Origin of the sequence: Sphingomonas flavescens (genome assembly GCF_030866745.1) — a bacterium.
GTDB lineage: Bacteria > Pseudomonadota > Alphaproteobacteria > Sphingomonadales > Sphingomonadaceae > Sphingomicrobium > Sphingomicrobium flavescens.
In genome coordinates this window covers 1,428,127-1,452,519 of the sequence record NZ_CP133016.1, presented here as the reverse complement: position 1 = coordinate 1,452,519, position 24,393 = coordinate 1,428,127, and the positions used below count along the sequence as shown (strand labels likewise).

Annotated in this window: 19 protein-coding genes and 2 tRNA genes; 14 read left to right on the top strand and 7 right to left on the bottom strand. The window is 64.3% G+C overall.

What is annotated here, in order from left to right:
* Positions 1-6: 6 nt before the first annotated feature.
* A tRNA-Tyr gene (locus QU596_RS07480) sits at positions 7-92 on the bottom strand.
* Positions 93-256: 164 nt separating this feature from the next.
* Positions 257-330, bottom strand: a tRNA-Gly gene (locus QU596_RS07475).
* 175 nt (positions 331-505) lie between these two features.
* Here QU596_RS07475 and QU596_RS07470 point away from each other — a divergent pair.
* The 8 genes from QU596_RS07470 (at position 506) to QU596_RS07435 (ending at position 14,099) form a co-directional block, all read left to right on the top strand.
* The gene (locus tag QU596_RS07470; RefSeq protein WP_308514586.1) at positions 506-3,907 is read left to right on the top strand and encodes a trifunctional glycoside hydrolase family 18/polysaccharide deacetylase/glycosyltransferase family 2 protein; all 3,402 of its coding nucleotides are present in this window, start codon (positions 506-508) and stop codon (positions 3,905-3,907) included.
* Between the two features lie 212 nt (positions 3,908-4,119).
* The gene (gene trpD, locus QU596_RS07465) at positions 4,120-5,178 is read left to right on the top strand and encodes an anthranilate phosphoribosyltransferase (protein ID WP_308514583.1); all 1,059 of its coding nucleotides are present in this window, start codon (positions 4,120-4,122) and stop codon (positions 5,176-5,178) included.
* Positions 5,171-6,562: a bifunctional indole-3-glycerol-phosphate synthase TrpC/phosphoribosylanthranilate isomerase TrpF gene (gene trpCF, locus QU596_RS07460; protein ID WP_308514582.1), complete on the top strand. Its 1,392-nt coding sequence runs from the start codon at positions 5,171-5,173 to the stop codon at positions 6,560-6,562. Before trpD ends, trpCF begins: the two co-directional genes overlap by 8 nt.
* Positions 6,553-7,716 carry a tryptophan synthase subunit beta gene (gene trpB / locus QU596_RS07455; protein ID WP_308514581.1) on the top strand — a complete coding sequence of 388 codons (1,164 nt, stop codon included), beginning with the start codon at positions 6,553-6,555 and terminating at the stop codon, positions 7,714-7,716. Before trpCF ends, trpB begins: the two co-directional genes overlap by 10 nt.
* The gene (gene trpA / locus QU596_RS07450) at positions 7,713-8,501 is read left to right on the top strand and encodes a tryptophan synthase subunit alpha (RefSeq protein ID WP_308514579.1); all 789 of its coding nucleotides are present in this window, start codon (positions 7,713-7,715) and stop codon (positions 8,499-8,501) included. The genes trpB and trpA overlap by 4 nt, the downstream gene beginning before the upstream one ends.
* A gap of 24 nt (positions 8,502-8,525) precedes the next feature.
* Positions 8,526-9,425: a non-homologous end joining protein Ku gene (ku, locus tag QU596_RS07445; RefSeq protein WP_308514577.1), complete on the top strand. Its 900-nt coding sequence runs from the start codon at positions 8,526-8,528 to the stop codon at positions 9,423-9,425.
* A 17-nt stretch (positions 9,426-9,442) separates the two neighbouring features.
* On the top strand, positions 9,443-11,941 hold the full coding sequence (gene ligD, locus QU596_RS07440) for a DNA ligase D (protein ID WP_308514575.1): 2,499 nt from the start codon (positions 9,443-9,445) through the stop codon (positions 11,939-11,941).
* Entirely contained in the window at positions 11,934-14,099 is a 2,166-nt protein-coding gene (locus QU596_RS07435; RefSeq protein WP_420030903.1) for a penicillin acylase family protein, read from the top strand. Before ligD ends, QU596_RS07435 begins: the two co-directional genes overlap by 8 nt.
* On the opposite strand, the gene pip is transcribed toward QU596_RS07435, so the two are convergent.
* The 3 genes from pip to QU596_RS07420 form a co-directional block, all read right to left on the bottom strand.
* Positions 14,096-15,064, bottom strand: a complete 969-nt coding sequence (gene pip / locus QU596_RS07430) for a prolyl aminopeptidase (RefSeq protein ID WP_308514573.1) — start codon at positions 15,062-15,064, stop codon at positions 14,096-14,098. The two genes, QU596_RS07435 and pip, sit on opposite strands and share 4 nt — an antisense overlap.
* A complete protein-coding gene (locus tag QU596_RS07425; RefSeq protein WP_308514571.1) occupies positions 15,064-16,434 on the bottom strand; it encodes a glutamate--cysteine ligase in 1,371 nt (456 codons plus the stop codon). Before QU596_RS07425 ends, pip begins: the two co-directional genes overlap by 1 nt.
* 70 nt (positions 16,435-16,504) lie before the next feature.
* Positions 16,505-17,245, bottom strand: coding sequence for a 16S rRNA (uracil(1498)-N(3))-methyltransferase (locus QU596_RS07420; protein WP_308514570.1), 741 nt, complete (start codon positions 17,243-17,245; stop codon positions 16,505-16,507).
* A 100-nt stretch (positions 17,246-17,345) separates the two neighbouring features.
* Here QU596_RS07420 and QU596_RS07415 point away from each other — a divergent pair, with 100 nt between their 5' ends.
* The 4 genes from QU596_RS07415 to QU596_RS07400 are packed head-to-tail and all read left to right on the top strand — an operon-like array spanning position 17,346 to position 20,955.
* On the top strand, positions 17,346-18,011 hold the full coding sequence (locus QU596_RS07415) for a hypothetical protein (RefSeq protein ID WP_308514568.1): 666 nt from the start codon (positions 17,346-17,348) through the stop codon (positions 18,009-18,011).
* Positions 18,012-18,031: 20 nt separating this feature from the next.
* Positions 18,032-18,643, top strand: coding sequence for a hypothetical protein (locus QU596_RS07410; RefSeq protein WP_308514566.1), 612 nt, complete (start codon positions 18,032-18,034; stop codon positions 18,641-18,643).
* A gap of 41 nt (positions 18,644-18,684) precedes the next feature.
* The gene (gene ubiA, locus QU596_RS07405) at positions 18,685-19,599 is read left to right on the top strand and encodes a 4-hydroxybenzoate octaprenyltransferase (protein WP_308514564.1); all 915 of its coding nucleotides are present in this window, start codon (positions 18,685-18,687) and stop codon (positions 19,597-19,599) included.
* A 9-nt stretch (positions 19,600-19,608) separates the two neighbouring features.
* Positions 19,609-20,955 (top strand): TldD/PmbA family protein, encoded by a 1,347-nt coding sequence (locus QU596_RS07400; RefSeq protein ID WP_308514562.1) that lies wholly within the window; start codon positions 19,609-19,611, stop codon positions 20,953-20,955.
* On the opposite strand, the gene QU596_RS07395 is transcribed toward QU596_RS07400, so the two are convergent.
* Positions 20,952-21,389, bottom strand: coding sequence for a CoA-binding protein (locus QU596_RS07395; protein WP_308514560.1), 438 nt, complete (start codon positions 21,387-21,389; stop codon positions 20,952-20,954). The genes QU596_RS07400 and QU596_RS07395 overlap by 4 nt on opposite strands.
* A 22-nt stretch (positions 21,390-21,411) precedes the next feature.
* Positions 21,412-22,167: an Mrp/NBP35 family ATP-binding protein gene (locus QU596_RS07390; protein WP_308517956.1), complete on the bottom strand. Its 756-nt coding sequence runs from the start codon at positions 22,165-22,167 to the stop codon at positions 21,412-21,414.
* A gap of 250 nt (positions 22,168-22,417) precedes the next feature.
* On the opposite strand from QU596_RS07390, the gene hflK reads away from it, so the two are divergent.
* A complete protein-coding gene (hflK, locus tag QU596_RS07385; protein WP_308514558.1) occupies positions 22,418-23,524 on the top strand; it encodes an FtsH protease activity modulator HflK in 1,107 nt (368 codons plus the stop codon).
* Positions 23,521-24,384, top strand: a complete 864-nt coding sequence (hflC, locus tag QU596_RS07380) for a protease modulator HflC (RefSeq protein ID WP_308514556.1) — start codon at positions 23,521-23,523, stop codon at positions 24,382-24,384. The genes hflK and hflC overlap by 4 nt, the downstream gene beginning before the upstream one ends.
* Positions 24,385-24,393 lie beyond the last annotated feature (9 nt).

Sequence of the window (24,393 nt, the reverse complement as noted above, 5' to 3'; positions counted from 1 at the left end):
GGGAAATGGTGGAGAGGGCTGGATTCGAACCAGCGTACGCTTGCGCGGGCAGATTTACAGTCTGCTGCCTTTAACCACTCGGCCACCTCTCCACGAGGCTTGCCACGCGCAGACCATCTGGGAGATGGGCGAGCATGACGAGGCAGGCGCGCCATGTGGCGGCGCAGGGGCGGCGTGTCAACGCGCGAACGGACTTGCCCTACTTGCCGTCGCCTAAACGCTCCAGCCATCGGCCAGTCCCTGGGACTGGCTTGGCTGGAGCGGGTGAAGGGAATCGAACCCTCGTCGTAAGCTTGGAAGGCTTCTGCTCTACCATTGAGCTACACCCGCGAACCATGGCGAACGCTCGCGTCGCTGCCGATTTTCGCCAGCAGCGGGTCCGGGCGCCGATTGCCACAAGGGTCTTGTCGCGGTCAACATTGCCCGGGTGGCTTCTCGCCGATCATGATCGCGTGTGAACGAAAGGTCATTGGTAAGCAATTTAGGGATCACTTACCCTTGAGCCGTGGCCGAGCGACAGATTTTCCATGACCCGACGGGCCGGCGGCGAAAGCGCTTTGCGATCGCCGTTGGCCTGTTCGTCCTGCTGAATTTGCTCGCCGTTACGGCGTTATTTGCAACCATCGAAGTAGTGCCCGCACAGGCGCCGCTTCCTGTTGCCCTCGAACATGGCATCGCCCGGACGCGCCCTCAGCCGACCCTGCTCTCCCGCACAGCGAGGGAAATAAATCTGGCAATTCAGCGGATGCTCGGGACGCGGCCGCCCAGCCACGAACGCGTTGGAGCCCGCCGGGCGACGGCAATTGCGACGGCAATGAACAAACGCCTGAGCGTCGGCTTCTACGTCCCTTGGGACCCCAGTTCGACGGCTTCGCTCCAACAGCATCTCCAGGACATCGATTGGCTCGCGCCGCTGTGGGTTACGGTGACGGGACCAACGCACGCCTTCAACGTGCTCCCTGACCGTGCCGGTCGTGCCATCCTCAACGGTGCGCGGCACCGCCCGCTGATCCTTCCGGTGGTTCAGAATTTCGCCAACGGCGAGGTCGATCAAGCGGGCGTCCAATCGATGCTCGCCAACCCTCGCGAACGCGCCCGATTCTTGGGCCAGCTTGAGCCGTTCCTGGCCGCAAATGGTGCATCGGGCGCCGTGTTCGACTTCGAGCAACTGGATAGGACAGGCCAGCAAAATTACCTTCGGCTTCTAGTCGAGGCGCGCCAGCGCTTTGCCAAGCACCGCTGGCTAATCACGGTCGCCGTGCCGGTCGGCGAGGGCTGGGACCTCAAGCGGTTTAGCGCCCTTTCCGACAAGCTCTTCATCATGGCTTATGACGAGCATTCGAATGACGGACCGCCTGGTCCGATCGCGTCCGAACAATGGTGGGCCCGGTCCGTCGCCGCCGCCGTCCGCGAAATCCCGCGCGACAAGGCTATCGTGACGATCGGCAATTATGCCTACGATTGGCATGACGGCACCGGCGATCCGGAAAATGTCGAGGAAGCGTGGGTGGACGCCGGTGACAGCCAGGCGCCGCCGGTGTTCGACCGGGCCAGCGCCAACAGCACGTTCGCGTACCAGGATGAGCAGGGTCACGCGCATACGGTGTGGCTTCTCGATGCTGCGAGCGCCTTCAATGAATTGACGATCCTCCGGCGCGCCGGCCTGCGCGAAGTGGGCCTGTGGCGTCTGGGCGCGGAAGACCCGGGTTTGTGGTCGATCTTCGGACGGTCCGCTCCGGACCTGCCGGGCACTCAAGGTCTGCGCCATCTCACCCAGGGATCGAACGTTGACATCGAGGGCCCGGGGGAGATCCTGCGGATCACCGCTTTGCCCACGCCGGGTGAGCGCAAGGTGAAGCTGGGCCCGAACGGTCTGATCGCCGATGTCGACTTCGTGCGGGTCCCCAGGCCGTTCACGATCACCAGGACCGGCGATCGGCCCGGCGAAGTCGCGCTCACCTTCGACGATGGTCCCGATCCCACCTGGACGCCGAAGATCCTGGACATCCTGCGCGACAAGCACGTCCCGGCAACCTTTTTCATCGTTGGCGAGAACGCCCTGACCGAGCGCGGATTGCTGGAGCGGCAAATCCGCGAAGGTCATGAGATCGGGAGCCATACCTACACGCACCCTAATCTCGCCAACACCGACAAAGGTCGCACCGTATTTGAGCTCAACGCAACGCAGCGGCTGTTCGAAGCCTTCACCGGGCGGACGTTGAAGCTGTTCAGGGCACCGTTTTTCGGCGACGCGGAGCCGACGACCGCCGACGAAATCGTGCCTGCGTGGGAAGCACAGAACAGGGGCTATTTATCCGTCGGCCTCCACGTGGACAGCGAAGACTGGCAGCGGCCCGGCGTCCCGACGATCGTCAACAACGTCGTCAGCGGCGTGCTGAAGAACGATCGTTGCGACAGCTCATCGGAGACGCAATGCAGCCACAACGTCGTGCTGTTGCACGATTCGGGGGGTGACCGGAGTCAGACCGTCGCCGCGCTTCCGATCATTATCGATACGCTGCGCGCGAAGGGCTATCGCTTCGTGCCAGTGTCATCGCTCGCCGGCCTGTCCACGGAGCAAGCAATGCCGGCGCTCACGCCCGCGGATCGCACGGCCGCGCGGATCGATCTAGCGTTGTTCGAGCTGCTTGGGTTCGCCGTGCGCGCGTTGGGCTTCCTGTTTGCGGCGGCGATTACGCTGGGCATCGCACGAGCTCTACTGCTTGCGGGACTGGGACTTAGGTCGGCCATCCGCGAGCGCGAGGTGCAGCGACCAGCGATCGATCCCAACCTGTTCGTCACGGTGCTGATTCCCGCGTACAATGAAGAGCGCGTGATCGAACGATCGATTGCGACCGTGCTTGATAGCGAGGATGTCGCGCTGGAAGTGATCGTGATCGACGACGGTTCGGCGGATCGCACCTCTGAACTTGTCGAACGCGCTTATGGAAATGATCCCCGGGTCCGCCTGCTGAAGCTCGAGAATGGCGGTAAAGCTCGCGCTCTTAACCAAGGACTCGCGCTAGCTCGCAGTGACATCGTCATCGCGCTCGACGCCGATACCCAGTTCGAGCGTTCAACCATCGCACGGCTTTCGCGATGGTTTGCGAGCGATGAGCGTCTGGGCGCCGTGGCTGGCAACGCCAAAGTCGGGAACCGCGTCAATCTGGTCACCAAGTGGCAGGCCATCGAATACATCACCGCCCAGAATCTCGAGCGGCGTGCGCTGGCCAGCCTTGGGGCGATGACGGTGGTGCCCGGCGCCGTCGGTGCGTGGCGCAAGCAGGCAATTATCGAGGTCGGCGGATACCCGCCCGACACGCTGGCCGAGGATCAGGACCTGACCATTGCGGTTCAGCGGGCGGGATGGACGGTCGCGCACGATCAGAGCGCGATCGCCTGGACCGAAGCGCCGCTGACCGTGCGGCAGCTTGCACGGCAGCGCTTCCGCTGGGCCTTCGGGACGATCCAGTGCCTGTGGAAGCATGGGGCGGTGCTCAAGACGGGACGCCCGCGCGGGCTCGCCATGATCGGCATTCCGCAGGCCGTGTTGTTCCAGCTGCTTTTCGCGCTTGTTTCGCCGGTCATCGACCTGGCGCTGTTAGTCAGCATCGCGACCACCGCGACCTCGATCTACCAGCACGGCTATACGGCGATGCAGGGCGACCTCCATCGCATCGCGCTGTTCTGGATACTGTTTGCCGCGATCGACGTGACGGCCGGCCTGATCGCCGTCGCGCTGGAGAAGCGTGAGAACTGGTGGCTTATGGCTTGGCTGATCCCTCAGCGCTTCGGCTACCGGCAGATCATGTACTATGTCGTCATCAAGGCGATCGTGCAGGCAGTGCGCGGACCGCGGGTGGGCTGGACGTCAATTGCGCGGTCGGGCTCGGTTCGGGTCGGTTGACGGGCCTTAGGCCCGGTTGACGATCGACAAGCCGCTGCCCTACCACGCGATTCGCATGACGCACCAGATCGCCATCGCTGCAACCCTGAACGCTCGCCGTTGGTGGCGCAGCGCGACCCTTGCGGCGCGATGGCGCGACTGATCGACTAGCCAAACCGATCATCGACTGCCCGCCCGCCAACCGGCGGGCTTTTTTGTTTCAGGTGTTCATCATGAATCAGATCGTTGCCTTCCCCCGACCCACCACCGATGTTTCTACCCCCGTCCCCAACCCGCTGCCCAAGCTGCTCACCGGCGAAGACCTGCCGCGCGAAGATGCCGAACATCTGTTCGAGCGTCTGGTGGTCGGGAAACTCGAGCCCGCCGAGATCGCCGGGATGCTGATCGCCCTCCGCATGAAAGGCGAAACGGCAGAGGAAATGATCGGCGCCGCGCAAGCGCTAAGTGCGGCTGCGCAGCCCTTCGAGCGGCCCGATTATCTCTACGCGGACTGCTGCGGGACGGGCGGAGATGGGTCCGGGCTGATCAACGTATCGACGGCGACGGCGTTCGTTGCGGCAGCCTGCGGCCTGCCGATCGCCAAGCACGGCAACCGGAGCGTCAGCTCCAAATGCGGCTCAGCCGATGTGCTCGAAGCGGTGGGCGCCAAGATCGACATTGCGCCGCAGAAGGCGCGCCGGCTGCTGGACGACACCGGCTTCTGCTTCCTGTTCGCACCGGCGTACCACCCTGGAATGAAGCATGCGGCACTGGTGCGCCGGCAGCTCGAGGTGCGGACGATCATGAATCTGCTCGGCCCGTGCATCAATCCAGCGCGGCCGCCAGTGCAACTGCTCGGCGTCGCCGATCCCAAGATGCTGCGGCGAATTGCGCAGACCTTGGCGGCGATGGGCGTCCGGGAAGCGCTGGTCGTGCATGGGTCGGGGCTCGACGAGGTGGCGCTGCACGGTGAGACGCGAGCGATCCGGCTGTCTGAGGGCGAACTCGAAGAACTGGAGATCGCACCGGAGGATGCTGGGCTTGAGCGAGCGCCACTTAAAGTCGTGACCGGTGGCGATGTTTGCGAGAATGCTGCGCGGCTTCGTGCACTTCTGGCGGGCAAAGCCGCGCGAGCAGAAGAGGACATCGTCATTCTGAATACCGCAGCGCTCCTGCACACGGCCGGTAAGGCGACCGACTTGCGCGAAGGTGCGGGCCAGGCGCGCGAGGCGCTGCGAACCGGCAAGGCCCGCGATGTTCTGGATCGCTTCGTGGAGGCGAGCCGTGACTGAGCCAGTCGGTGTGCTCGGTCGGATTGCCAAAGCCAAGCGGGCGGAGCTTGATGCCCGATTCGCTGGCACGAGCCTGGATCAAATTCGCCGTCAGGCACATCCGACCGACCGCAGCCTTGCGGCGGTTATTGGCAAAAGCGGCGCGCGGTTCATCCTCGAGATAAAGAAGGCGTCACCATCCGCCGGTACGATCCGGGCCACCGCTGATCCTGCCGCGCTCGCGCGGGGCTTTGCCGGCGTGGCCGATGCCTTGAGCGTTCTTTGCGACGCGGAATTTTTCGGTGGTTCGCTCGCCGACCTGAGCGCCGCGCGTGCCGACTTCGAAGGACCGGTCCTGGCCAAGGATTTCTTCATCGATCTTCGCCAGGTCGCCGAGGCGCGGATCGCGGGCGCGGATGCCATTCTCGTGATGCTCTCGCTGCTCGATGACGATGCGGCACGCGCGATGATCGCCGAAGCGCGCCGCTTCAACATGGACGCGCTGGTCGAGGTTCACGACGAAGCGGAGATCCGACGCGCCTTCGCGCTCGACGCCCCGCTCATCGGCATCAACAATCGTGACCTTCGCGATCTCAGCATCGACCTGTCGACGACCGAGAAGCTGGCGCCGTTGGCGACGGAACGCATTATCGTCAGCGAGTCCGGCATTGCCACGCGCGGCGACGTCGACCGGCTCTCGCCGCTGGTCGACGGCTTCCTGATCGGATCGTCGCTGATGCAAGCCGACGATCCCGCGCAGGCCGCGCGTGAACTGGTGTTCGGGCGCACGAAAATATGCGGTTTGACTAGCGGTGCGGACCTGCGCGCCGCCCGGCCAGCGGCGTTCGCCGGCTTCGTCTTTGTACCCGGCAGCCCCCGCCGGGTGACGGAGCAGGAGGCGATGCCGCTGGCCGAAGAGGCGCGTCGTGCAGGCATGCGCACGGTCGGCGTCTTCCGTGATGCGCTGCCCCGCGATGTCGTGCGTATCGCTCGGCACCTGCAACTCGACGCAATCCAGCTGCATGGTGGCGAGGATGCGGACACTGTTCGCACTTTGCGACGAAATCTGCCCGAGGATTGCGAAATCTGGACGGCCGCCAGCGTTGGCCGCGACCCGCTGGATAGCCGACGTGGCGACCGAATCCTTTTCGACAATGCCGACGGCGGCAGCGGCCAGGTTTTTGACTGGGCTCGGATTGCGGGACATGCCGAACTTCCGAGAGCTTTGATTGCGGGCGGAATCGGACCACGCAACGCCCGCGCGGCGCGAGCGCTGGGCGCCTTCGCTATCGATGTCGGATCATCCGTGGATGAGTGGCCGGGCCGCAAGTCGGCGGATAAGATAGCCGCACTCTTTGATGTTTTGCGCCCAGTCGCGCGTGACCGGGATAACGCATGCGCCTGAACGGACGGTTCGGCCGCTTTGGCGGCTGCTATGTGCCTGAAATCCTAGTTCCGGCTCTAGAGCAGCTCGAGGCCGCGTTCCTCGACGCGCAGCAGGATCCTTCGTTCGCCGCAGAATTGAACGGGCTGCTCTCAAGCTACGCGGGTCGGCCAACGCCGCTGACCCAGTGCCGCAACCTGCCGGGCAACATTTATTTGAAGCGCGAGGACCTGCTGCACGGCGGCGCGCACAAGACCAATCAGGTGTTGGGACAGGGCTTGCTCGCCAAGCGAATGGGCAAGACACGATTGATCGCAGAGACCGGAGCGGGGCAGCACGGCGTCGCAACTGCCATCGTCGGCGCGCTGCTCGGCTTCGAGACCGTCGTTTATATGGGTGCCGAGGACGTTGTGCGGCAGCAGCTCAACGTGTTTCGCATGGAGTTGATGGGCGCAACCGTGGTGCCCGTCGAGAGCGGTGGGCGGACGCTGAAGGACGCCATCAACGAAGCGCTGCGCGACTGGTCCGCAAGTTTCGAGACGACCCACTACCTGCTGGGGACCGCCGCCGGACCGCACCCTTTTCCAACTATCGTCCGCGAGTTTCAACGGATCATCGGCCGCGAAGCGCGCGCGCAAATGATCGAACAGGTCGGGCGACTGCCCGACGCAGCAATTGCCTGCGTCGGCGGCGGCTCGAACGCGATCGGTCTGTTCGCCGACTTCATCGACGATGCGGGTGTACGTTTAATCGGGGTCGAAGCCGCCGGGCGCGGCCTGGACGGCGCGGAACACGGCGCGACATTGCTGCGTGGCACTGCCGGAATCTTGCACGGCGCCGAGACCTATGTCCTCCAAGATCCCGACGGCCAGATCGCGGATACTTGGTCGGTCTCCGCCGGCCTCGACTACCCGGCGGTCGGCCCGGAACATGCCCATCTGAAGGATAGCGGACGCGCAGAATATGTCGGCGCGACCGACGTTGATGCGCTGGCGGCCTTCGAAGCACTGGCAAAGAATGAGGGCATCATCTGCGCGTTTGAGTCTGCGCATGCGCTCGCACACGCACTGAAGCTGGCTGAGGGCGAACCGGGCAGTGCTATCCTCGTCGGCTTGTCCGGACGCGGGGACAAGGACGTCGGTCAGGCGCAGCAATTGCTTGGGCCGTCGGCATGAGCCGTTACGCGCAGCTGTTCGACCGGCTCGGCGAGGAGGGCGCGTTCGGCGCATTCCTAATGCTCGGCGACCCGGACCTGGCGACTTGCGCGCGCTTGCTCGACGACGCGGTAGACGCCGGTGCCGACATGATCGAAGTCGGGATTCCGTTTTCCGATCCTGTGGCGGACGGCCCAGTTATCCAGGCCGCAGCCCAGCGCGCGCTCGCGGCGGGCGCCAATGTCGACGCTTGTTTCAAGCTGCTTGCCGACTTCCGGGCCCGTCACCCGGATGTACCCATCGGAGTCCTGACTTACGCGAATCTCGTGATGGCGCGGGCAGGCTTCCATCGTGACGCGGCCGAAGCGGGCGTCGACAGCCTTCTCATTGCGGACCTGCCAGCGCTTGAGGCTGAGCCGTTTGCGAAGGCGATGATTCAGGCGGGAATCGAACCCGTGCTCATAGCCGCGGCCAACACGCCCGATGCTACTCTCGCACGCATCGGAGAGCTGTCGAAGGCCTACACCTACTGCGTCAGTCGCCGCGGAATTACCGGCACGCACGCGGGTGGCGAGTTCAATGTCGAACTCGTTGATCGTGTGAAAGCTGTGAGCGCTCCGCCGCCCGTCTTCGGGTTTGGCATTTCAACCCCGGAGCACGTCCGCGCCGCCGTCGCGGCTGGCGCGCGCGGCGTCATTTGCGGGTCGGCCATCGTCGAAAAAGTCGCGCTTGGCGAAGACATTACGGGCCTGATACGATCGCTGAAGGCAGCGACGACGGAACGAGTCGGGGCTGCGATGAATTGAATCGACCCGCAAAGGGAGATTTTCATGGCGGCAAGAGCGATTTGGCGTGGGCAGATCAGGCTGGCCCTGGTCTCGATTCCCGTCGAACTGTTCCCCGCGACACGCAGCGGGGCGCAGATCCAGTTCCACCAGGTGCACGAGCCATCGGGCAAGCGGATCAAATATGAGAAGGTCGTACCGGGCATCGGTCCCGTCGACCGCGACGAGATCGTCAAAGGTTATGAAGTGTCCAAGGGGCACTACATCCTGCTCGACCCCGAAGAGATCGAGAGCGTGAAGCTCGAAAGCCGAAAGACGCTCGACCTCGTCCAGTTTGTCGATGAAGGCGAGATCGAATCCACCTTCTTCGAGAAGCCTTATTACGTCGTGCCCGCGGACGACCTCGCCGAAGAGGCCTATGTCGTTCTCCGCGACGCGCTGAAGGCCGCGAAGAAAGTGGGCATCGGGCAACTCGCGATGCGCGGTCAGGAATATATGGTTTCGCTCAAGCCGTCCGGCCGCGGGTTGCTGCTCGAGACGCTTCGCTACGCCGACGAAGTACATAAGGCGTCCGGCTTCTTCCGCGACATCGGCGATACCAAGCCCGATGCCGACCTGCTCGACATGGCCTCGATGCTGATCGAGCGCAAAGCCGGCGAGTTCAATCCGTCCGAATTCCACAATCGCTACGTCGATGCGCTTCACCGCCTGATCGAGGAGAAGCAGAAGAAGAAGGGCGAGAAGATCATCGAGGATCCGGACGCCGATGCGCCGCTGCCTAAGGGATCGAATGTCATCGACCTGATGGCCGCGCTGAAGAAGAGCCTCGGCGACGACAAGAAGGACGGCGGAGCCAAGGCCAAGTCCACGGCGAAGAAGCCCGCTGCCAAAAAGTCCGCCGCCAAGAAGGAACCTGCCAAGGCGCCCGCACGTAAACGGGCCTGACACTGGCGAGGGTAGTTATGGCCAAGCGCGTTCCGCTCGACATCGAGACGTACAACCGGAAGCGCGATTTCACGAAGACCGGCGAGCCTAAGGGCCGCAAGCTCAAGGGCAAGGGCGACAGCTTCGTCGTCCAGAAGCACGACGCGTCGCGCCTGCACTGGGACTTTCGGCTTGAGTTGGACGGCGTCCTGAAGAGCTGGGCCGTACCGAAGGGCCCGAGCCTCGACCCCGGCGAAAACCGGCTGGCGATGCGAACCGAAGACCACCCCCTAGATTACGGCACGTTCGAAGGCACGATCCCCAAGGGAGAATATGGCGGCGGGACCGTAATGCTGTGGGACCAGGGCAAGTGGACGCCCGATCCGCGCAAGGACCCGAGCAAGACCATCGAGGAAGGGCACCTGCACTTCACGCTCGAAGGCGAGCGGATGCGCGGCGAATGGGTGATGTTCCGCCTCAAGGCCAAGCCCGGGGAAAAGGCCGAGCCGTGGATGCTCAAGAAGGTGACCGATGACTTCGCCGAGCCCGACGATGGCGACGCCCTCGTCGATAATTGCGTGACCAGCGTCACCACCGGCCGGACGATGGCGGAGATCGCTTCGGGGTCGGACGAGTGGCGCTCCAATCGTGGCGGCCAGAAGGGTGGCCGCGGCAAGAAGAAAGCGGCTTCGGCGCCACCGCCGTTCGAGCAGCCGCAGCTGGCGACGCTGGTCGACGACGTTCCACCCGGCACGTCATGGATCCACGAGATTAAATATGACGGATACCGGTTGCTGATCAGCGTCGGGGACGGGGTCGCCACGGCCTACACCCGCAATGGCCTCGACTGGAGCGACAAGTTCAAGTCGCTGGTGAAGGCGGCGGCGCGGCTACCCGCCGGGTCGCTGATCGATGGCGAAGCGGTCGCGCTCGACGACGAAGGAAAGCCGAGCTTCCAGCTGTTGCAGTCAACGCTGAAAGGCGGCGGCGCGCCGCTTGCGTTCTATGCGTTCGACCTGCTGGTCGAAGGCGGCAAGGACATCCGCAAGCTGCCCAACATCGAGCGCAAGGAGCGGCTGGCGGCACTGCTCGAAGGCGTATCGCCGCCGATCATCTACGGCGACCACATCATCGGCCGCGGCGAGGAGATGTTCGCTGCGGTCTGCAAGTCCGGCGGCGAGGGCATCATCTCAAAGAAGGCGAGCGCGACCTACAGCGGCACCCGCACGCGCAACTGGCTCAAGATCAAGTGCATCCAGCGCCAGGAGTTCGTCATCGTCGGTTGGTCGGAAAGCGACAAAAGGCGCGGTTTCCGCTCGCTCCTGCTCGCCGCCAAGAAGGGCCGCACGCTGACCTATGCGGGCAAGGTTGGGACCGGATTCAACGCCGCGCTGATCGAAGAGATGATGGAGCGCATGGCGCCGCTCGCCATCGACAAGGCGGCAGTCGAAGTGCCGCGCGCCGACCGCAAGGGCGCGCACTGGATCGAGCCCAAGCTGGTCGCCGAAATCAACTTCACCGAGTTTACCGACGAAGGCATCCTCCGCCACCCCAGCTTCGTTGGACTGCGCGAGGACAAGCCGGCCAAGGACGTGGTGCGCGAAGTGCCCAAGCATTTGACCAAGACCGAGCAGAGGCCCGCGCGGCGCACAAAGAAGTCAGCGACGGCGGAGGATTTCGGGATCGACATCAGCAGCCCCGACCGCGTCATTTTCCCCGAGCTCGGCGTCACCAAGAAAGACCTCGCCGACTATTATGCGACGGTCGAGCCGCTGATCATGGTCGACAGCGCAAATCGCCCGATGACCATCATCCGCTACCCGAGTGGCCGGACCGGTGAGGGCTTTTTCCAGAAGCACGACAAAGGCACCTTCGGTCCGCACGTCAAACAAATCCCGATCGAGGAGAAGGACGGGCACTTCGAGGACTACCTCTACTTCGACGACATCCAGGGCCTGCTCGCCTGCGTGCAGATGGGCACGATTGAATTCCACGGCTGGGGCAGCAAGGTCGACAAGGTCGAATATCCCGACCGGCTGGTATTCGACCTCGACCCGGACGTCGGTTTGGATTTCGCGATGGTGAAGGAAGCGGCGGTGCGGCTGAAGGCGCTGCTCGGAGATCTCGGTCTTAAAACCTTTCCGCTGCTGTCAGGCGGGAAGGGGCTCCACGTTGTCGCGCCGCTCGACCAGACGCGCGACTGGCCGACCGTGAAGAGCTTCGCGGAGCGTTTCACCCGCGCGATCGCCGAAGCGGAGCCCAAGATGTTCACCGCCAACATTCGCAAGGTCGAACGCAAGGAGCGGATCTTCCTCGACTGGCTGCGCAATCAGCGCGGGGCGACGGCGGTGATGCCCTTCTCCGTGCGCGCCCGCGAAGGTGCGCCGGTGGCGGCGCCCATCGCGTGGGAAGAACTCGACAAATACCAGGGCGGCAACCACTTCACGATCCGCGACGCGGACGAATTGTTGAAGCGCGCAGCATCGAAACTGCTTGCTGGCTGGGGCAAGGCCAAGCAAGCATTGCCGGATGCGTAAGACCACCGCCGCCGCGCTGCTGCCGCTCGCTTATTCCCTCATCGCCGCAACTTTGCCGATTCCCGCGCACGGCATGCGCGAATGGAAGGAGCAGGCAGCGCGTGTCACGATCACGCGTGACGACTGGGGCATCGCCCACGTTCGCGGCAAGACCGACGCCGACGCAGTGTTTGGCATGATCTACGCTCAAGCCGAGGACGACTTTCCGCGCATTGAGGCCAATTACCTGACGAACCTGGGCCGCACCGCGGAGGCGGAAGGCGAGAAGGCGATCTGGCAGGATCTGCGCGCGCGACTTTACGTCAGCGAAAGTGAGCTCAAGGCCGATTACTGGCGCAGCCCGCAGTCGATGCGGCGGTTGATGGACGCCTGGGCGGACGGGTTGAATTACTTCCTGGCGACGCATTCGACGGTGAAACCGCGCGTGCTGACGCGGTTCGAGCCATGGATGGCGCTAAGTTTCACCGAAGGCAGCATCGGCGGCGATATCGAGCGCATCGACCTCAAGGGGCTCGCCGCCTTCTACGGAGGGAAGCGGCTGGCGCTGGCTGCCCCGGATACCGAGCCGCGCGGGTCGAACGGCATCGCGATTTCGCCCAAGCTGACGGACGGCGGCGCGCTGTTGCTGATCAACCCGCACACCAGCTTTTACTTCCGGTCCGAGTTGCAGATGACGAGCGACGAAGGGCTCAACGCCTACGGGGCGGCAACCTGGGGCCAGTTCTTCATCTATCAGGGCTTCAACGCCCAGGCGGGCTGGATGCACACGTCGAGCGGCGTCGACAATGTTGACGAGTTCGCAGAACGGGTCGAGCGACGCGGCGCTGCGCGCTGCTACCGTTACGGGACCGAATGTCGGTCACTTGGCGTCCGGCCGATCACATTGCGCTATCGCACCGCAAGCGGTCGCGTGGCGACGCGCAGCTTCATTACCTATCGCACGCACCATGGACCGATTGTTCGCGACGACGGCGGCCGGTGGATCGCTTTTGCGATGATGAACAAGCCGGTCGAAGCGCTGCAGCAGAGCTTCCTCCGCACCAAGACCACCGATCTGCCGAGCTTCATGAAGGTCGCCGAGTTCAAGGCCAATAGTTCGAACAACACCGTCTTTGCCGACACGCGGGGCGATATCGCCTTGCTGGCGCCGCAGTTCATGCCGCGCCGCGACAATCGCTTCGACTACACCAAGCCGGTCGATGGCAGCGACCCGCGAACCGACTGGCGCGGGCTGCACGCGGTATCCGAATTACCCAATACTATTCGCCCGCGAACGGGCTGGCTCTTCAACAGCAATGACTGGCTCTATTCGGCCGCGGGTGCGGAATCGCCGCGCCCGGGCAACTATCCGGCCTATCTCGACATGGCTGGGGCGAACTACCGCACGGTTCACGCGACGCGGCTGCTTTCACAACCGGGCCGCTGGTCGATGGATCGCTTGCAGGCCGCTGCCTACGACAGCGCACAGCCTGCATTCGAAGCGCTGGTGCCGATGCTCGTGCAAGGCTGGCGCGGACTCGCGCAGACCGATCCGCGCCGCGCGCGCCTTGCCGAACCGATCGCCGCACTCGCGGCCTGGGATGGCCGCTGGTCGGTCACCTCGGCGCCCAACACGCTTGCCAATTTCTGGGGCGAGGAGCTCGCCAAGCTGGTTAGCTCGCGCAAATGGAACGATCAGGACAACATGTTCCGGCACATGGAGCGGCTCTCCGCGAACGAGAAACTGGACGCCATGGTTCGCGCCGTCGATCGCCTGCAACGCAACTTCGGCGGCTGGCGCGTGCCGTGGGGCGAGGTCAACCGCTTCCAGCGTATCTCGCCGCTGATCGATTCACCCTTCGACGACAAGGCGCCGAGCATCCCCGTCGGCTTCACGTCGAACCGCTGGGGTTCGCTAGCGTCCTTCGGCGCGTCTCAGAAGCCGGGTACCCTGCGCTGGTACGGCACTAACGGCAACAGCTTTGTCGCCGTCGTCCAATTCAATCAGGACCACGTCCGCGCCCGCGCGGTCACGGCCGGCGGCGAAAGCGGCAATCCCGCCTCGCCGCACTTCAACGACGAAGCGCAGCGCTACGCCTCAGGCGATTTGCGGGAAGTCTATTATTACCCCGACCAGCTGAAGGGGCACATTGAGCGGACGTACCGCCCGGGCGACTAAAGTCCAGCGAACTTGTCCGTCGCGCGGATCAGGCCGTCGAGCACGCCCGGCTCGCTGAACAGGTGCCCGCCGTCGGGGATGATGTTCAACTCCACCTCGGGCCACGCCTGCTTGAGCTTCCACGCCGCGGCCGGGGGGGTGCAAGTGTCGTGACGGCCCTGGACGATGACGCCCGGGATGCCTTTCAGCTTCGCCGCGTCGCGGAGTAGCTGACCTTCCTCGAACCAGCCGTTGTTCGCCATGTAATGGTTCTCGATGCGGGCGACCGCGACGGCGACATCGGGGCTAGTGAAATGCTCGATTGTCGAGGGGCTGGGTAGCAGGGTGACGATGTCGCCTTCCCATTTGCTCCACGCCTTCGCGGCTTCCAGCTGGGCCTTGTCGTCGCCGGTCAGGCGTCGCGCGTAGGCCGCGACGAGGTCGCCGTGCTCGGACTCGGGGATCGGCGCGAGGAACTCGGCGAACTTGTCGGGATAGACCTGCGACGCGCCGCCTTCCTTGTACATCCAGTCGATCTCGTACTGGTCGAACAGGAAGATGCCGCGAAGGATGATCTCGGTCGCGCGCTCCGGATATTTCTCGGCGTAAGCCAGGGAGAGGGTGGATCCCCAACTGCCGCCGAACACCTGCCACTTGTCGACTTTCGCGACCTGCGTGCGGAGCTTCTCGATATCCTCAACCAGGTCCCAGGTCGTGTTGTTCTCCAGGCTGGCATAAGGCGTCGATTTGCCGCAGCCGCGCTGGTCGAACACCAGGATCTTGTACTTTTCGGGGTTCCATTGGCGCCGGTGATCAGGGCTCGATCCGCCGCCGGGACCGCCGTGGAGCATCACCGCCGGCTTGCCGTCAGGATTTCCGCTAAGTTCCCAATAAAGCCGATGCCCGTCGCCGACGTCGAGCATGCCGGTCTCATAGGGCTCGATGGCTGGGTAGAGCGTCCGGCGCTGCGGCGTGATCGCGTCCATCAGAAGCTGAACTCCTCGTAGATGTGGGAAACGTCGCCGCCCCATTCGTCCTGAAATTTCTGCAGCAGGCGGTCGGCCGGCGTCGCGCCCGTGCTGACGACCTCGCGCAGCGGATCCAGGAAGCCGCCCTCATTGTCGCCGGCGCTATTAAGTCGGGCGCGGTTCGTGAGCCCGCTGGCGGAGATGTCGAGCACGCGGCCCGCGAACTCGCGCATGCTCTCGCCGTCCGGCGTTACTGCGTCGAGCGCAAGGCGAGGAACGTCGTGGCGCAGCTTCTCACGGCCGTCGATGTGCCAGTGCTTCACCAGGTCCCAGGCTGCGTCCAGCGCCTGATCGTCGTAGAGCAGGCCAACCCAGAGCGCCGGGAGACCACAGATCCGGCCCCAGCGTCCGCCGTCGGCGCCGCGCATCTCGAGGAAGCTCTTGAGCCGGACCTCGGGGAATGCCGTGGAAAGATGATCGACCCAGTCCGTCAGCGTCGGCTTCTCGCCGGGTAGTTGCGGCAGCTTGCCGGCGAGGAAGGCACGGAAGCTCTCACCCGCGACATCGATGTACTGGCCGTCGCGGTAGACGAAGTACATCGGCACATCGAGCATATAGTCGCAGTAGCGCTCGTACCCGAAGCCATCCTCGAACACGAACGGCAGCATGCCGGTTCGGTCGGGGTCGGTGTCTTCCCAGATGTGGCTGCGGAAGCTCTTGTAGCCGTTGGGCTTGCTTTCGGTGAGCGGCGAGTTGGCGAAAAGCGCGGTGGCGACCGGCTGGAGCGCGAGGCCGACCCGAAACTTCTTCACCATGTCGGCCTCGGATGCGTAATCCAGATTAACCTGAATGGTACAGGTGCGCAGCATCATGTCGAGGCCGAGGTTGCCGACCTTCGGCATGTAGTTGAGCATGACCTTGTAGCGGCCCTTGGGCATGATCGGCAGCTCGGCACGCGTCTTGTCCGGCCACATGCCGAGCCCGAGGAAGCCGAGCCCGAGCTTCTCGCCAACCGTTTTACACTGCTCCAGGTGCCGGGCCGCTTCGGCGCACGTCTCATGCAGATTTTCGAGCGGTGCGCCCGACAGCTCGAATTGCCCCGCGGGCTCCAGGCTGATCGTGCCGTCCTTGCCGGACAGCGCGATAGTATTGCCGCCCTCGATCACCGGCTCCCAGCCATATTCGGTCAGGCCGTTCAACAGATCGCGGATGCCGCCGGCCTCGTCATAAGACGGCGCGCGATGATCGGCGATTCTGTATACGAACTTCTCGTGCTCGGTGCCGATCCGCCAGCGCTCCGCCGGTTTCTCGCCGCCGGAAAACACCGACAGCAGATCGTCGCGGCTCTCGATCAGCGGACTTTCACCGGTGTCAGTTCGTTGCGTCATGGTCGGCGGCGCTTAGCCCCGCCCGCGACCACGCGCCAGCAAATAGGTTTTATGGGCGAACCGGTTTTGCTTATCGCCAGTCGCCGACAGCCGACATCCAGGCGGCAAGTGCCGCCAGCGCCGCAGTCTCGGCACGAAGGATGCGCGGGCCGAGCGAAATCGCACTTACGTTGGCCGCCGATCGGATCATCTCACCTTCATTTTCGGTGAACCCGCCCTCGGGACCCACTAATATGAGTGCCGAACCGGGCCTGAAAGCCTCCTGCGCGCGACAGCCACCAGTCTCGTCAGCGAAGTAAAGCGCGCGGTCTGGATCTCGATCGTCGAGCAGCTTCTTGAGCGTCGCGGGGTCCTCGATGCGCGGCAAGATTGTGCGGCCGCATTGCTCCGCGGCTTCGATCGCGATCGATCGCAACCGATCCAGCTTTACCCGCTCGGCAACGGTCCGCCGGGTAATGACGGGCAGGAGCCGCGCAGCGCCAAGTTCAGTCGCCTTCTCCACCAGCCAATCCGTTTGCGCGCGCTTTACCGGCGCAAATGCGAGCCAAACGTCAGGGATCGTCTCGGCGACCCGCGTCTGGCGTTCGACTGCAAGCGTCATCCGCTTCCTGCCGACGTCCGCCACGCGTGCCAGCCACTCGCCGGACGAACCGTCAAAAACGAGCACTTCTGCGCCGATGCCCAGGCGCATGACGTTGCCGAGGTAATTCGCTTGCCCGGGGTCCAGGGTCACGTCTCCGGCAGGTGCCAGCGGCTCCCGCACGAATAAGCGCGGCAAACTCTTTGGCGGCCAGGCTGGCGTCGCGGGCATGTGCTCGAATTAAGCCCTTTGCCCGCGGGCGCAATTATCGGTTTGCTAACATTAATCGCTTACATGCCCGTGCCGCTGGTTTGGGCAACGGCAGGTTCGCGTGAAGACACTGACAGCCATCACTGCATCGGGCCTGGCTGTCGGCGGCCTTTACGCGGGCGGCGCCTTTGATCGCGGGCAGGTTTATGACCTTTCGCTCCCCGACGCGCGCATGCGGCTCGAGGCGATCGACCTCAGCGCGGATACCTCGGCCGCCACGGGGGGCTCGGTGAGCAGTCCCACCGAAGTCGGCAACACGCTCACCTGGAACGCCTTGGCCGGCAACCGTCTTGCCGGCAGCTTTACAGCAACGCTTCGATCCGAAGGCCCGAACCGTACGCGCGTCTTCCTGTCCTATCGCAACGGCAGCATCGACGGCGGCTTCGGCGATCGTCTGATGTCGACCAAATTCATGCGCAGCTATGCCGAGACCAGCTTCTACGAGCGCGTCGATGCCGCGCTGGATGGCCGTACCGCCGATCCAGGTCGCGCGCTCCAGGCCTTCGCAGCCAATGCGCGGGCGCATCCCGAGCAGGTGCAGGAAATCGGCCAGGTGACGCAGCAGATGTTTCAGGGCGTCGCCGAGCAACTGAAGAGTTCCGGCGTCGGCAACGGAGACTTTGGCGGTTCCGCCCGCCTTCCGACTTCGGCTGGCGACAGCATGGCTGCGGCAACGCGGCCCAATGATGCGGTCACGCGACCGATGACCAACCTTCGACGTGATTAACAGGGGAACAGGGGAACACCATGCGTAAGACATTCATCGGCATTGCTGCGTTGCTGCTCAGCGCATGCGGCGGCACGACCTACGAAGTGGCGCCGGTGCAGGCGTTCGAGGCTCTCAGCTCGATCGGCACGGCACCTGGCATGGACTCGCTGCCTGGCGGGCTCAATCCGGTTCACGCCAGCTTCGAATCCATTCCCGGCGACAACGCGGTCGTCTGGCAATTCACGCACGAAGGCGAGGACATCGGCCGGATCATCGCCAAGATCGATCCGAAGGGCGACAACGCGAGCGTCGTGAACGTCTACTATGTCGACGGCACAGCGCCGGGCGATCATTGGCGCAACGACGACGCGCGGCGGCTGATCAAGAACCAGATCCAGCGGCTTGCCGCCGAAGCCGTCGATGCAAAGCTAACCGGCCGACCGTTCGATGAAGCGTTGAAGAAGGACGTGCAAACGCAGGTCACCATGTCCAGCGCTGGAGCGATGATGAACGACGCTAACGCGCGCATGGATGAGGCTGCCGCGAGCTTTCACCAAGCTGATGAAGAGGCGCGAATCTCCCGGCAATCGAGCGAATCGTACAGCGTCGGCAAGCCAGCGACCGATCTCAGCGGCGGCAGCAACCGCTAAGCTGCATTGACGGTGCCGCGCCCGGCGCTAACCCGCCGGGCGTGACCGCCACCACCGACATCGTTCCCGACAGCGAGCGGCGCGGCCTGATCGGCGCGCTGCCTCCGCGGTTGCGGCCCTATGCCTCGCTGATGCGGCTCGACCGGCCAATCGGCACGTGGCTACTCTATTGGCCCTGCGCATGGAGCGTCGCACTGGCGGTTGTCGATGGGCGCTGGAGCCTTCTGGTCTGGTTCGCGCTGGGCGCGTTCGCGATGCGCAGTGCGGGCTGTGTTTACAACGATTTCGTTGATCGCGACCTCGATCGGCAGGTGGAACGAACACGCTTGCGTCCCCTGGCGAGTGGACGTGTGTCCGCGGGAGCGGCCGCGATGCTCATCGCTCTCCTGTGCGGTATCGGTCTCGTCGTGCTGCTGCAGCTCAACTGGCTTGCAGCGGCCGTTGCGCTCGGCAGCGTTGCGCCGGTGGCCGCTTATCCGTTCATGAAGCGCATCACCTGGTGGCCGCAGGCCTGGCTGGGACTCGTTTTTTCGTGGGGGGCGCTGGTCGGCTGGCCCGCCGTGCGCGGAACGTTCGACCTGCCCGCCCTCCTCTTGTGGTTCGGCAGCATCGCTTGGGTGGTGGGCTACGACACGCTCTATGCGATCCAGGACAAAGAGGATGACGCTCTGGTCGGCGTAAAGTCCTCGGCGCGAAGGCTGGGGGCTCGCGCTGCGGTTGGCGTCGGCATTTTCTACGCGCTGGCCATCGCGTTGTGGGGTGCGGCCTTGTGGAGCGTTCGGCCGGATTGGCTCGCGCTGGCGGCCTTGGTGCCCGCAGCCTTGCACCTCGCCAGCCAAGCGTTGCGGGCTGATCCTGCCGACGGCGAACTCGCGCTGCGACTTTTCCGTTCGAATCGTTGGTGCGGCCTGCTCGTATTTCTGGCCATGCTGGTCGTCGGCGTTTCCGCGCGCTAGGCGCCGGCCATGCTGAATCCTCAAGACGCCTGCCGCATCGCCGAGCAACTGGTCGAACGCGGCATTGCTGCGGGCGCCAGCGCCGCGGACGCGCTCTACGCCGCTGACCGATCGTCCGGCGTTCAGGTCCGCCTGGGCGAGATCGACAGCGTCAGCCGGTCGGAAGGCGCGCAGATCGGCCTGCGGCTGTTCGACGGGCAGCGCTCCGCGACGGTGGCCAGCTCGGATCTATCGGATGATGCACTGTCGACCTTGGTCGAGCGCTGCCTCGCGATGGCCCGCGAAGCGCCGGAGGACCCCTTTGCCGGGCTCGCGCCGGCCGAGCTGCTGCAAGGTCCGGACATCCCCGTTCTAGAAAGCGGCGACGGCATCGACCCCGACCCGCAACAGCTCCGGGCCCGCGCACTTGCGGCGGAGAACGCAGCCCTCGCAGTTGAAGGCGTCAATAATTCCAGCGGCGCCGGCGCGAGTGCCTCCGCATCCGTCATCGCCTTGGCAACCTCAGGCGGCTTCTCTGGCGCTTATGAGGCAAGCGGGCATGGCTGCTCCGTCGGCGTCATCGCCGGCGAAGGGTCGTCCATGCAGCGCGATCACGCTTGGCACAGCGTTCGGTACCTCGACCAACTCGACGATTCGGAGGAACTAGGTAGGCGGGCGGGGAAGCGCGCTGTCTCGCGGCTCGACCCGCAGCGCCCACGCCCGGGCAAATATCCGATATTCTTCGACCCGCGCGTGTCGAGCAGCCTGCTTGGTCATTTTTCGGCAGCGATCAGTGGCGCATCGGTCGCGCGCAAGACGAGCTTTCTGCAGGACAAGCTCGGCGCAGCCGTCTTCGGATCTGGTGTTGAGATCGTCGACGATCCGCTTCGCGCCCGTGGGTTGCGGTCTCGTCCATTCGACGGAGAAGGGTTGCGCGTGTCCCGTCAGGCGCTGGTTGAAAACGGCGTGCTGGCGAGCTGGATTGCGGAAACCGCATCGGCCCGGCAATTGGGCATCAAGCCGACGGGCCATGCGGCGCGTGGCGCCGGCGGAGCGCCGGGCGCCAGTCCCAGCAATCTCTATATGGCTGCGGGATCACGGAGACGGGACCAGATGTTCGCTTCCGTTCCCGAGGCTGTCCTGATCATCGAACTGATCGGTCAGGGGGTGAACGGCGTGACCGGCGATTATAGCCGCGGTGCAGTCGGATTCATGATTCGCGGTGGCGAAATTGCGGAGCCGGTTGCTGAAATCACCATTGCGTCGAACCTCATCGACATGTTCGCGACCCTGGAGCCGGCAAGCGATCTCGAATTTCGGCGCGGCATCGATGCCCCGACGATCTTGGTGCCCGAAATGACAGTGGCAGCCGCTTAGGCCTCTGCGCCTACACGCGGCAGACCAAGCCGCGCGATCTCGATCTTTGGGCAATGGTCCATGACCACCTTCAGCCCAGCCGCCTCTGCCTTTGCCGCCGCGTCCTCGTTGATGACGCCCAGTTGCATCCAGACGGCCTTGGCGCCGACGAAAATGGCCTGATCGACCGCCTCAGCAGCGGCTTCCGGGCGCCGGAAGATGTCGACGATATCGATCGGCACGCCGATCTGCGCCAGCTCCCGCCAGACGAACTCGCCGTGCACATGCTCCCCCGTGATCTGCGGATTGACCGGCAGGACGCGATAGCCGTGGTCCTGCAGGAATTTCATAACGCCGTACGAGGCGCGATCCGGGCGATCGGAGGCGCCGACCATGGCAATCGTCCGGGCTTTCGTGAGCAATTGAGCGATGTCTTCGTCGCGCGTCAGCGGCATTGCTGTCCTCCTGTTGCGGGCCTCAATGCGCCACTGCGGCCAACAGTTGCGCGGCGAGTGCGGCGAAGGCTTCAGCCTCGGGACCGTCGCCGAGCGCTGGCGGAACGCCCGCATCGGATGCTTCCCGGACCTTCAGAGACAGGGGCAAGCGGCCGAGGAACGGAATCCCCATATCCGACGCGGCCTGCTCAGCGCCGCCTGTGCCGAACGGATGTGAAGCCTCGCCGCAGTGCGGGCAGGTGTAGACCGCCATATTCTCTATGACGCCGAGCACAGGCACGCTGGTTTTGTTGAACAGGTCGACTGCGCGGCGCGCGTCGATCAGTGACAGGTCCTGCGGGGTCGACACAATCACCGCGCCTGCCGGACGCGATTTCTGGATCAGGGACAGCTGCACGTCCCCGGTGCCGGGTGGCATGTCGACGAGCAGCAGCTCGGCGTCGCCCCAGTCCGCCTCGATGAGATTGGTCAATGCGCCAGTTGCCATCGGCCCGCGCCATGCGAGGGCATGGCCCGGCGACACTAGCTGCCCGAGGGAAAGGAATCGAATTCCGTGCGCCTCGACGGGGATAAGCTTCTCATTCTCCGCGATCGGCTTGGCGCTGTTGCCGAGCAACGTTGGCTGGGAAGGGCCATAGACGTCGGCGTCGATCAAGCCGACTTTCTTGCCCGCCCGCGCGAGCGCGATGGCTAGGTTGGTCGATACCGTAGACTTGCCGACGCCGCCCTTGCCGCTGCCGATGGCGATCATGGTCCTGGAAATTTGGGCCGCTGTCATCGCGATGCGCGCCTCGCGAATTCCCGGACCCGTCAGCGCCGCGGCACGCACCTCATCCTCGACAGCTTTTGCCTCGTTATCCTTGAGGCCGGTCGCATCGATGATGATGGTCGCTATGCCATCAGCGACACGGCTTGATCGGATGCGTGTCGCATGGGGTAGTCGTGCGATATCGTTCATCACGGCCACATAAGAAGGCCCGTAGCGCTTGCCACTGTTTTTCGCGCCGAGGGCCTCTATATTCGCCGCGATGGACATTCTTACGGGGTGGGGCAGCCGCGTTCGCGGCCTGTTCGCGGATACCAAGGGCCCTTGGGGCTCGAGCGGCAGCGACGGCGGAGAGGATCCGACGCCTGACAGTGATAGCGGCAAGGCGAGCAATCCGTGGGGCGACGCTCCGAAGAGCGGTCGGCGCGCCGGTATCCGAAGCGCCAACGTCACCTCGCTGGACGAATTGTTGCGTCGCGGCCGCGCGCGGCTTGGCGGTGATGGTGGCGGGCATATTCCAGGCCGACCGCCGGGTACGCTCATCGTCTGGGGCGTCATTGCCCTGGTCCTCCTTTGGCTGCTGTTCACGAGCTTTCATGCGATTTCCCCTGGCCAGCGCGGTGTCGTGACCCAGTTCGGCCGCTACAGCCGTACACTCGGGCCTGGCGTCAGCTTCACGCTGCCATCGCCGATCGAGCGCGTTGCCAAGATCGACGTCGAGAACATTCGCTCTATCGACATGGGCACTGAAGGTTCGGACGACCTCATGCTGACGGGCGACCAGAACCTGCTCGACCTGGCCTATTCGGTGCGTTGGAATATCCGCAATCCGGAGCGCTATTTGTTCCAGATGGACCAGCCGGATGAGACGATCCGGGAAGTCGCCGAGAGCGCCATGCGGGCGGTGATCAGCCAGGTCAGCCTTAATGACGCGATGGGTGACCGACGGGCCGAAATCGAGACTCAGGTCGCGGAGAACATGCAGCGAATCCTCGATTCCTATCGATCGGGCATCCAGGTGCAGGGTATCGCCATCAAGCAGGCTGACCCGCCCGACGCCGTGAACGACGCTTTCAAGCAGGTCACCGCGGCCCAGCAGGACGCGCAGACCTACATCAACAATGCGAACGCTTATGCGCTTCAGCTCGGCCAGAAGGCGCAAGGTGAGGCGACGGCGTTCGACAAGGTGTATGAGCAGTACAGGCTAGCGCCGGAGGTCACCCGTAAGCGTATGTACTACGAAACGATGGAGCAGGTGCTCTCCAAGGTCGATAAGACCGTGATCGAGGCGCCCGGCGTCAACTCCTACCTGCCGCTGCCGCAACTCAAGAACGGTCAGCAGCCGCCGGCACCGGAGCGCGCGCAATGACCGATACGATCCGTCGTCACCCGATGATGGCTGCGGTCATCGCGCTATTGGCGCTGTTCGTGCTGCTCGGTAGCTTTCCGATCATCCCGGAAACCAAGCAGGCCGTGGTGGTCCGCTTCGGCAAGCCGGTGCGCATCCTTGGCAAGTATGAGGCTGGACGCCCGATCGGCGGTGCCGGGGCCGGCATCAGCTGGCGCATTCCGTTCGTCGAGCAGCTGGTGTGGATCGATAAGCGCGTCCAGAATGTCGACATGCAGCGCCAGCAGGTGCTGTCGACCGACCAGCGCCGTCTGCAGGTCGACGCCTTCGCCCGCTATCGCATCGTCGACCCGCTGCTGATGTACATTCGCGCCGGCAACGAGCAGCAACTGACCGAGCAGCTCCGTCCGATTCTTGGCTCGGAAGTCCGCAACGAGCTCGGCCGCATTGAATTCGCGCAGCTCCTGACGCCGGAACGGCAGGGCATCATGAACGACGTGCGGACGTCGCTAAACCGGATCGCGCGGCAATATGGCGTCGAAGTCCTCGACGTTCGCATTAAGCGCACCGACCTGCCCGATGGCGCGCCGCTGTCCTCCGCATTTGACCGCATGCGCACCGCGCGGGAGCAGGAAGCGCGATCGATCCGCGCGGAGGGCGCCAAGCGGGCGCAGATCATCCGCGCCGAGGCGGACGCGAACGCGGCCAAGACCTACGCCGCCAGCTTCGGCAAGGATCCGGATTTCTATGATTTCTACCGGGCGATGCAGAGCTACCAGACAACGTTCGTTGGCGATGGCCAGGAAAAGGCGTCGCCCACGACCATCATTTTGTCGCCGCAGAACGACTATCTGAAGGAATTCTCTGGAAGAGCGCGTTAGGCGAGGGAA